The 10,658-nt window shown below is 31.7% G+C and carries 7 protein-coding genes; 6 read left to right on the top strand and 1 reads right to left on the bottom strand.

The genetic code is table 11. From position 1 onward, the window contains the following. The 6 genes from DFQ06_RS17240 to DFQ06_RS17215 form a co-directional block, all read left to right on the top strand. On the top strand, positions 1-1,533 hold a 1,533-nt coding region (locus DFQ06_RS17240; RefSeq protein WP_166668889.1), incomplete at its 5' end, for a T9SS type B sorting domain-containing protein. Between the two features lie 12 nt (positions 1,534-1,545). Continuing rightward, complete coding sequence (locus DFQ06_RS17235) at positions 1,546-2,481, top strand: PorP/SprF family type IX secretion system membrane protein (protein ID WP_074940631.1); 936 nt, start codon at positions 1,546-1,548, stop codon at positions 2,479-2,481. Positions 2,482-2,491: 10 nt separating this feature from the next. After that, on the top strand, positions 2,492-4,408 hold the full coding sequence (locus DFQ06_RS17230; RefSeq protein WP_042497115.1) for an OmpA family protein: 1,917 nt from the start codon (positions 2,492-2,494) through the stop codon (positions 4,406-4,408). A 180-nt stretch (positions 4,409-4,588) separates the two neighbouring features. After that, on the top strand, positions 4,589-6,469 hold the full coding sequence (locus DFQ06_RS17225) for a tetratricopeptide repeat-containing sensor histidine kinase (RefSeq protein ID WP_133969091.1): 1,881 nt from the start codon (positions 4,589-4,591) through the stop codon (positions 6,467-6,469). A 21-nt stretch (positions 6,470-6,490) separates the two neighbouring features. Then, positions 6,491-7,240, top strand: coding sequence for a LytR/AlgR family response regulator transcription factor (locus tag DFQ06_RS17220; RefSeq protein WP_074940634.1), 750 nt, complete (start codon positions 6,491-6,493; stop codon positions 7,238-7,240). Positions 7,241-7,488: 248 nt separating this feature from the next. Further along, the gene (locus DFQ06_RS17215; protein WP_159140101.1) at positions 7,489-8,190 is read left to right on the top strand and encodes a VWA domain-containing protein; all 702 of its coding nucleotides are present in this window, start codon (positions 7,489-7,491) and stop codon (positions 8,188-8,190) included. Positions 8,191-8,282: 92 nt separating this feature from the next. On the opposite strand, the gene DFQ06_RS17210 is transcribed toward DFQ06_RS17215, so the two are convergent. Then, a complete protein-coding gene (locus tag DFQ06_RS17210) occupies positions 8,283-10,355 on the bottom strand; it encodes a hypothetical protein (RefSeq protein WP_074940640.1) in 2,073 nt (690 codons plus the stop codon). Between the last annotated feature and the right edge of the window lie 303 nt (positions 10,356-10,658).

Below are 10,658 nucleotides of genomic sequence, written 5' to 3'. Positions count from 1 at the left end.
CTGAATCCTGACGGAACAATTACTTATACACCTAATGATGGTTTCATTGGTGAGGATACATTCACTTACACCATTTGTGATGATGCGAATCCTGCACTTTGTGATACCGCTACGGTTACAGTAACGATTCAACCTACAGATTCTCCGAATACAACTAATGCTAATGATGATGCCTTTTTTGCTTCAACATGTGGAAGTCTTACAGGTAATGTATTTGTAAACGATAATGATATAGAAGGTGATACGCAAACAATAACAACGACTACAGTAATAACTACTGAAGGTGTTACAGTTATTATTGATGCTAACACAGGTGAGTTTACTTATACTCCTATATCATTAGACTTTATAGGAAATGATTCTTTCGTTTATAGTATTTGTGATAATAATGCTGACCAAGCTTGTGATCAAGCAACGGTTTATTTATCAATAACAGATTCTACGCCTCCAAGCATTATCAACTGTTCTATTAATGATGAAACTATTGAATGTGCTGGGGATGATAATGAAAGCCTTGCTAATACGTGGAACGATGCTAATATTGCTGCTTTAGAGCTTTGTGCTACCGATGCTTGTGATTCAACATTTAGCGGTCAAGTTACTTCAGACTATGATTTTGATAACTTAGTTTCAACATGTGGCGCTAGTGGTACAATTACTGTAATATATACCATCGCTGATGCAAACAACAATACAACAGAGCTTGTTGCAACGTTAACTATTGCAGATACTATAGCTCCTACTCCAACAACTGACATTGAGGAATCATTGTTAGTAAATTGTGAAAGCGTACCAGAAGTTCCTACAATTGAATTTACTGATAACTGCTCATCGAGTGTAAATGTTGTTTTTGAAGAAACAAATTCATTCGACGAAAGCAATCCTTCAGATTACGAAATAGTAAGAACATGGACTGTAAATGATGACTGTGATAATATCGCAACTTATACGCAAACAATTTCAGTTACATTAAACGATTTCATTACAACTGTTAATGAGAGAGCTTGTTCTGATGATGGAACAATCGACTTGAATGATTATTTAGAAAATGACCAAGTAGGTGGAACCTGGACAATTACTCAAGGTAACGCAAACTTAGACGAGAGTACATTCAATCCTGAAAATGTAGAGTTAGGTAATTATATCTTTAGCTACACTAACGCTAACAACGGTTGTTTAAATACTACTGAGGTTGTTATAGAAATTCATGATGAATGTATCGTTCTTCCTTGTGGAAAAGATGATGTAGTTATTTCAAAAGTTGTAACACCAAATGGTGATGCACAAAATGAATTCTTTACAATCACTGGAGTAGAAACTTGTGGGTTTGTTGTCGACTTAAAAATATTCAACAGATGGGGAGCTAAAATTTACGAGAACTCTAACTACCAAAATAACTGGAATGGTACTTCTCATAAATCGTCTGTAGGCGGTGCAGATAAAGTACCAAACGGAACATACTACTATATTATTAACCTAAAAAACAGTGGATTGGCACCTATAGCGAAAGCATTTTACGTAGGTTCTAAATAAACCCAATATATTATGAAGTCATTAAAATTAAAACTCATTATTTTTATACTGGCCAATAGCTGGATTGGAGTAGCACAACAGCTACCCCAATTCACACAGTATATGTATAATACAATCTCTATAAACCCTGCTTACGCTGGTAGTAGAGAAACTTTCAGCATTGTAGGTTTACATAGAAGTCAATGGGTTGGCGTAGAAGGTGCTCCTACTACACAAACATTATCTATGCATACCCCATTAAGAAACGATCGTATTGGTGTAGGTTTATCTTTTATCAATGATGAACTTGGTTATGAAAACTTCTCATATTTATATGGAGATTTCTCATATACACTTCCAATAGGTTTAAAGGCTAAATTAGCATTTGGTCTTAAAGGTGGTTTTACACAATACCATATTGATCAATCTATTTTGAATGACCCAACTGTTATTAACGATCAATTTTTTGATGATGTTTCTAATAGATGGAGTCCCAATATAGGTCTAGGACTTTATCTACACACCAACAAATGGTATGTTGGACTGTCTGCTCCTAGAGTTTTAAATACAGATTACAATAATGGCAGAAATGGAACTATCGATTACGTCGCTTTAGAACGTATTAGCTACTACGCAACCGGTGGTTATGTTTTCGATTTAAGTGCTACTACTAAATTTAAACCTGCTGTTTTACTTAAAGCAACAAACGGAGCGCCTTTGTCTTTCGATATGACGGCTAACTTTTTGTTCAATGATAAATTTTGGTTAGGTGGTTCTTATAGAATTAACGAATCTGCTGCTGCTCTTGGCTTTATTACCGATTTACAAGTATCCAAACAAATGCGTATTGGTTATGCTTATGAGTATCCTCTATCAGAATTAAACACGTACACAAGTGGAACTCATGAGATCTTACTGATGTTCGAAGTCTTTAAAAGTAAACGTATTAAATCTCCTAGATTCTTCTAAAAAACATATTATGAAATCAAATTTATTACTAATTATATTTACTATTTACGGTTCTATAATGTTCGGCCAAGTAAAGCTAGCCGATAGGTTTTTTGATAACTATGGTTATGTAAAAGCAAGCGAACTATATCAAAAAGCTTTTGAAGACGGAGATGATAGCGAGCATGTTTTAACACGTTTAGGCGATTGTTATTACAACAATTCTAATTCGGAAAAAGCGGCCACTTGGTACGGGAAGGCTGTAAATAAATATGATGATATCTCATCACTATATCTATTTAAATATATTTCAACTTTAAAGAGTATTGGGCATTATGCTGAAGCTGATATTTGGTTGAAAAAATATTTACTACTTCAAAATGACGACACTAAAATTAGCGAAAACAATTCTGAAGATTTATTAAATTACGAAGAACTTAACACCGTTGATAAGTCGTTATATATTACAGTAGAGAACTTATCGATTAACTCAAAATTTTCAGATTTCGGTTCATTTGTACAAAACAACACACTATACTTCGCCTCTTCTAGAAGACTCGATGAAAACAAAAAATACGGTTGGAATAAAGAACCGTTTTTAGATATTTTTGAAGTTGCTGTTAAAGAAAAAGCTTATGAGTTAGAATTTGGCGCTCCGCATTTAATTAAAGCTTCTAAAGTAAATACAGATTACCATGAAGCGACTATTACTATTTCGAACGATGGTAAAACCATGTATTTTACTCGAGACAACGTAACAAAAAGGAACGAATTAAATTTTGACAAAAAAGGAACTACTCACCTAAAAATTTATAGAGCAAGCCTTATTGATGGCCAATGGTCGAACATTATAGAATTACCAATTAACGACGAAGTGTTTTCAACAGGACACCCTAGCTTAAGTGCTGACAATAAAAAATTATTTTTTGTATCAGATAGAGAAGGTGGTTTGGGACAAACTGATATTTATGAAGTTGATATTCTTGCAAACAATAAATTTAGCGAACCAAGGAACTTAGGACCGAGGATAAATACTGAAGGCCGAGAAATGTTCCCTTTTGTAAGTCAAGACAGTACATTCTATTTCTCTTCAGATGGTCGTTTAAATCTAGGATTGTTAGATATTTTTAAATCGAACATTATTAAAGACAGCCTATCTCTACCTCAAAATTTAGGTGCGCCTTACAATAGTGGTTATGATGATTTTGCTTATTTCGCAGATCCTTCTGATAAGAATAAACGTAGTTATTTCTCATCTAACAGACCTGGAGGAGTTGGTAATGATGATATTTACACAGTATATTCAAAAGTCTGTTTTCAAAACTTAACAGGTACTACCAGAGATAAAAACACCAATGATATTTTAGGCAACACCATTGTTAAACTTATAGATGAAACAGGAAAAATAATTGAAGAAGTAGTTACTGCTGAAAATGGAGCTTATGAATTTACTCTTGAGTGTAATAAAAACTATAGTCTTGTAGGAAGTAAACCAGGATATGTAGACGATAAAGCAAACTTTAATACAAGCGATAAAAATGAAATTGAAGTTGAACAAGATTTGTTTTTAGCTTCATTAGTTGTCGGAAATCAAATTGTTATTAAGCCTATCTTTTTTGATTTTAATAAATCGAACATTAGACTTGACGCTCAATACGAGTTAGAGAATATTGTAGATGTATTGAGAGCGAACCCAACCATGATTATAAAAATTGAATCGCATACGGATAGCCGAGGAAGAGATAAATACAACTTAAGCCTATCAGATAGGCGAGCAAAATCTACTAGAGATTATATACTTTCTAGAGGTATTAAACCAGAGCGTATAGAAAGTGCTATTGGTTATGGAGAAACACAATTACTGAACAAATGCAGTAATGGTGTTCGATGCACTCAAGAGGAGCATCAATTAAACAGACGATCTTATTTTTACATCTTGAAGAAATAAAATTACTCAACCATTCTTAAAAAATCACAAGCTTAATAGTTTGTGATTTTTTTTTGTTCATTAATTCAGGTTTCTATCAAACCAACAATGAAAATTACATGCTAGTATTTTCCAAATCTCGATATTACAAACTCTTAAATTTAAAGGGCTTTTTCTATATTGCATTAAGTTTCCAAAAATATGCTCAACCTCTTTATTAAATATAAACACCCCACTCCTATTTCTAACATATTATTCATTTTAATATGTGGAATAATAGCATTTAATAGTTCTGTTATAAATGCTCAAGAGCAAATTAATGAACCTCAACAAGTAGAGGCTCTTTTATTAAAATCGAAAGGACTAGCTCAAACAAATATTGATAGTTCTTATTTCTATGCTACAAAAGCTGCTGAAAAATCTAAACTAATTAATAGCGATACGTTGTTAGCAAAATCTAACTTACAACAAAGTAGTCTTCTTATTTTCAAAAAAGAGTTTTCTAAATCAGACTCTTTACTACAAGAAAATCTTACCAAGATTTTGCCAAAACACATTAAAGGGTTAACCATACACAACCTAGCAACTATACAATATTATAAACAAGATTTTCAAAAAGCATTAGAACTTTATGTGCAAGCTGCCGGAATTTTAGAGCGAACAAAAAAAACAGAGCAGCTTGTTAGCACATATTCTAACATTGGTACTATTAACGCTTCATTAAAGAACTATAAAAATGCTCAAATTTATTTAGAACGCGCTTTGGCTTTAAGTGATTTTGATGAAGTTGTAAAACTTCAAATTCTAGTTAATTTATGCAATATCTACTACAACGAAAAGCAGTTTAAAAAATATACCGAAAGTATTTTTAAAGCAGAAGAACTTGCTATTAAATATAACTCTAAAAATACATTATCTACTATTTATAATAATTTATCAATCTATTTTACAAACGATGGAGCAGATTATAATAAAGCAGTTTCTTATGGAAAAAAAGCCATTGCATTAAAAAAAGAACTTAATAGCACCAACACTCTCAACGTGACTTACAATAATATAGGTAATGCCTACCTGAAAAGACAAGAATATCAAAAAGCCATCAGTTTTTTAGACAGTGCTAGCATTGGTGCTCAAGGTCTTTTAAAATCTTACATATTCAATAATCTTAAAGAATCTTACCTCGGCTTAAAGCAATATAAAACAGCTTTACATTATGCCGATTTAAAGGATAAAATTAAAGATTCTATTACTAACCAAAAGCAAAAAGAAAGTGTAGCCGAACTAACAGAGAAGTACGAGTCGGAGAAAAAAGAACAACGTATTAATATATTAGATACCGAAAACAAGCTACAAGCCCTTACTATTAAACAACAAAATTACCTACTTGCAGCCTTAGCTCTTTTTGTTTTACTTATAATCATTTTGGGTTATTTTGGATTTAAAAGTTACAAAATACAGCAACAACTAGACAAGGTTCTATTGCAACAACGCTTAAGAAAAATGCAATTAAACCCGCACTTTTTATTCAATGCTTTACAAAGTATTCAAAATTTTATTCATCAAAATGACAAAGAAAAATCGAGTTCATATCTTACTAGTTATTCGAAATTAATCAGGTTGGTTTTAGAAAAATCTGATAACGATTTCATTACCGTTGAAGATGATAAAGCAGCCATCGAATCTTATCTTTCTTTGCAACTACTTAATTACAACAATACGTTTTCATTCAAAATAAACATTGAAGAATCTGTAGATGAAGATTTTGATATGCTACCAACATTAATAACTCAACCCTTTGTTGAAAATGCCATATTGCATGGTTTGAAAAATAATGATAACGGTATTATTTCAGTAAAATACTATAAGCGAGATTCGATTTTACACGTTTCTATAACCGACAACGGAAAAGGTTTTGAAGCCAAAAAAGATGACTCTAACCGATTGCACAAATCTATGAGTATGGAAATTATAAAAGAACAATTAAAAAACCTCAACAAATCATCGGAAGACTTTAAGGGTGATATAGAAGTAACAACAACTTCCAACGGCACCGAAGTACTTTTAAGTTTTACAACAATGTAAATAGAGTATCTTTGTCTGCCTATGGAAACTATATCTTGTTTTATTGTAGAAGACGATCCGCAGGCCTTTGCCTATGCGTCGTCTATTATAGAAACCTATCAACACATAAAAATAGTTGGTACTTCTAATACAATTAAAGAAGCCGCAATGCTAATAAAAGAACTAAAGCCAGACTTTATCATTTTAGATGTTTTTCTAATTGATGGTAATGCTTTTGAGTTTCTACCTCTTTTTGATAGCATTGATTTTAAAATCATTTTTACAACCTCGTATGCTAAGTTTGCTATCGATGCTTTTAAGTTTAGTGCTTTAGATTACTTATTAAAACCATATGAAAAAAAAGATCTTATTCTGGCTATAGATAAAGTTGTGAGTGATCTTGAAAAAACAAATTACCAGCAGCAGTTAAGCACATTAATGCATAATATTTCTAGTAAAGAGCAATCTAAAAAGCTCATTTTAAAAACAACAGAAGCTATTCATGTTGTAGATATAAAGGATGTTTTATATGCAAAATCGGATAATAACTACACCTCTTTTCGACTAATAGATGGCAAAAGTATATTGGTATCTAAACCGCTTAAATCTTTTGATGAAAAGTTAAAAGAACATCGTTTTTTTCGTGTTCACCAAAGTTTTTTGATAAACTTAAATTACATTACCTCTTTTAATAAACGAAGTGAGGAAGTCGTTCTAAATGCAAACCATGCCATTCCAGTAGCTCAAAGTAGAAAAAAGAATTTACTTACTTACATTGATGAACTGTTTTAAACTTCATCCTTTTTTCACTTTTCAAAAAACACAAAACACAAAACACAAAACATCTAGAATTCTCTCTAAAACAACTCTATTTCTAAATGCTTTAAGGTGAATTCTCATTTATCTAAATTTTCATCTTTAATAAATTTACATTTACTTCTTAGAAACAAAAACACCCACACGCCCTCTACACCATTGCTTTCTTAATGAAAAGGCATATTTCTAACAAAAAACAAAACAACTATTTAATTTTCCAAAAAATGAAAAAGACTATAACTGTATTTGCTCTAATTGCTGTTTGCTCATTAATGCAATCTTGCTATGTAATGAAAAAATCTGATGATTTTTACAAAATAGAAACATCAACCCTAAACACACTTTACCTTATTGATATTTCGGGAAGTATGGAAGGTATAGATGAAGGCTCTGTTAAAGACCAAGTAATGCGCGAAGTTGGTGACACAGCAGGAAATCAAGTTAGTAAAATTATAGGTGGTAAATTCGGTAACTTGTTAGGTAAACAAGTTTCTAATGAAGCTACAAAACTGGGGGCCGTAAAACGTAAATTAATACCCGCTATTAAAGGGTTACCTGATGGTAAAAAATTCGTGGTTTTCACTTTTAGTGATAACGTCACAAAACAGTCTACAGAATTTAAAGTAGCCGATAATGTATCGAGAACGGCTTCTAACTTTTTTGTAAAAAACTTAAAAGCTAAAGGAGGTACAGATACGCTAGACGGCCTTTTAGAGGCTTTATCTATGGTAGATGTACAAGAAATAGTGTTAATGAGTGACGGTTTACCTAACAGTAGCCCTGAGGCTGTATTGAACGAAGTACGTAAAGCGAATACAAAAAATATTATTATTCACTCTATAGCCTTTGGTGATGATGCCGATTTAAACTTCATGAAAACTTTAGCTGAAGAAAATAACGGTAACTTTATTACATCTAAAATATAACACCAAGATTTAGACTAAAAAAGTCATTCTATAAAACAAAAAAAGCCCAGTAAAATTAATTACTGGGCTTTTTTTCACTTTAAATTAACATACTATTCTATTAATTCAGGATGGCTTAAAATCAATTCTATTTTTTTGATAATCACGGTAATTTGATTCATTTGTAATTCAATATTTCTAAAAAACAAGCTGATATCCCTATTTACCCAACTTTCTGAAATAACACGTGCGCCTAAACTAATTCGCAATACAGCACTTTGGAAATCATTACCATATTTTACATTCACGGCTTGACCGATATGACATTTTTGAGCTGCGAGCCTTATAATTTCTAAAGACGCATCTTTAAAATAATCGGATAAATCTGAATTTAATAAAATATAAAGTTTCTTAACATTTTCTACCGATAAGGCTTTATCGTTTTTAAGAATAAAGAAAGGAAAAATGGTACGTATATTTCGTATCCCAAACTCTTTACTATTATAAGCATTGGCATTTGGAAGCTCTCCGTATAGAGGTTCTAAAAAAGAAGCATCTTTTACAGAATCGTCTACAAAATCGCAAAACATTTCAATAGCCATATTCCGGTATAGCATAGGCGTTTTAAAATACCTTTCCATTTCTACTATAGAGGCATTCCAGCGCATGTAAGAGCCAAAATTATACCCATCTGGTAAATCTTGTGAGCAAAACCAAGATGCTGGCCATTCGGAACTATTATAGTATTGTGTTAAACCTTCTGGAAACTTATTTTTAGCAGATTGAATTGATTCACTAACACTTTCTGGTAAAATTAATGCTCCAGAATACGGAGGGCCAGTAAAATATTTACTTCCAGTGATGGTAACAATATAACCTTTGTTCAAATAGTTCTGCATGTCTTTAGGGTCTAATCTAAGTTGAGCAGCATCTACAATAACTTGTATCGATAAATTGTTTAGAGTATTTAATTTGGCCATCATCGCTTCACTAGGTGATTGATACCCTAGCTTAGAATGATCCATGGTATGTAAAACAACATGTCTACCCAATTCATTGGTTTTAGAAATGGCATTAAATATTTCATTATCTAATTGCTCAGTTGTTTTTAACGCACCATTTTCATCTCTTAAAGTAACTTTAATTAAATCGATATCTCTAAAACCTTCAATTCTATCCCCTTTGGTAACCGGATAATTTAAAGCTGTTGTATTTTCAAAATGGCAACCTTTTAATGCGCCAGGCACACCACTACCCGTTTCATCTGAAGCTACTAAAACATGAGTAATATCCTTATCGGAAATAATTTGAGTGATGGCAGCTATTTGAAGTGAAGAATCGGTTCCTGATGGCGAAAATATAATTTCACAGGCCTCATTCAACTTAAATATTCTTTTCAGTTTATCTTTTAATAATTCAGAAAACTCAATAGTAGTACCTTCAAAACCATTTTTCAGGCTATTACCTATTAGAATACTACGTGCTTTATCTGTTTTATCGAAAGCAAAATTAGAAACACTAGTTGCCGTAGAAGATGCAAAGGTAAAAGCATCAGGTCTTGGAAATGGTCGGCAACCGTATTTATTAAGCAAATCAATTTCATCTATATTTAATCTAAGATCACCACCTGCCATTAACAAAAACTCTGTTGGTTTTGCTAAATTTTCAACAATAGGTTTCCAAGATTCTTTATATATTTTATTGTTTGTATTTAAACCGTGTAAAGTTTGCAGTCCACCATGTTCTATGGCCTCTTCTACACTTACCTTTTTATCATTCTTAATTAAATTTATTAAAAAATAACTAAGCGGTTCTAGTTTTTCTTTATCCTCTTTTGGTAATAGCTTATAAAAAATTCTAGCAACTTCAAGTGCTGCAATATCACATAAAACAGTATTACTTTTGTCTGTACCTAAAGCTTTATACCACAGTTGCCATTCAATAGCATATCTTAAATATACTAGAGCTAAAACGGGTTTACTTAAAAACAACGAACCTATTACAATCGACTTATTAGGCTCAATTTTAAATACATCTGGAGCACTGTTAGAGGTAATAATATTGATATTGTTTATTTTCGGGACTGTATTAAATCTTTTTAAAACATGAACCAGATAATTCACATTTTCTTTTTCAAACAAACTGGTTCTTTTATACTGATCTTCAATTAGTATATTATTCTTCATTGGTGGTTTAATTTAAAACGTTCTTAAAAACGTTGTTCTCGCAGAGCTCTCTATTTTTTTCTAATAACTCTCAAGATTTAATACTTGTTCTAGGACTTATAAAATATTAGAACGTTTAATCAATTTGGCGGCAAATATAAAGTGTTCCTTGTTAGGATTAAAAGATTTTCTTTATACAGTGAAAATCAATTATTATATTAGAATTACCTAGGTGCGTAATGTATGAAAATCTCATCTAATTTTGGAGCCACTTTATTAATTTTTGAAAAAAAGCATGCAACTTTATCTATTAAAACTCCACAA

This window comes from Algibacter lectus (assembly GCF_004368925.1).
GTDB lineage: Bacteria > Bacteroidota > Bacteroidia > Flavobacteriales > Flavobacteriaceae > Algibacter > Algibacter lectus.
Note: the sequence above shows the minus strand (reverse complement) of the source record. Positions and strands in the feature narration are given on the sequence as shown.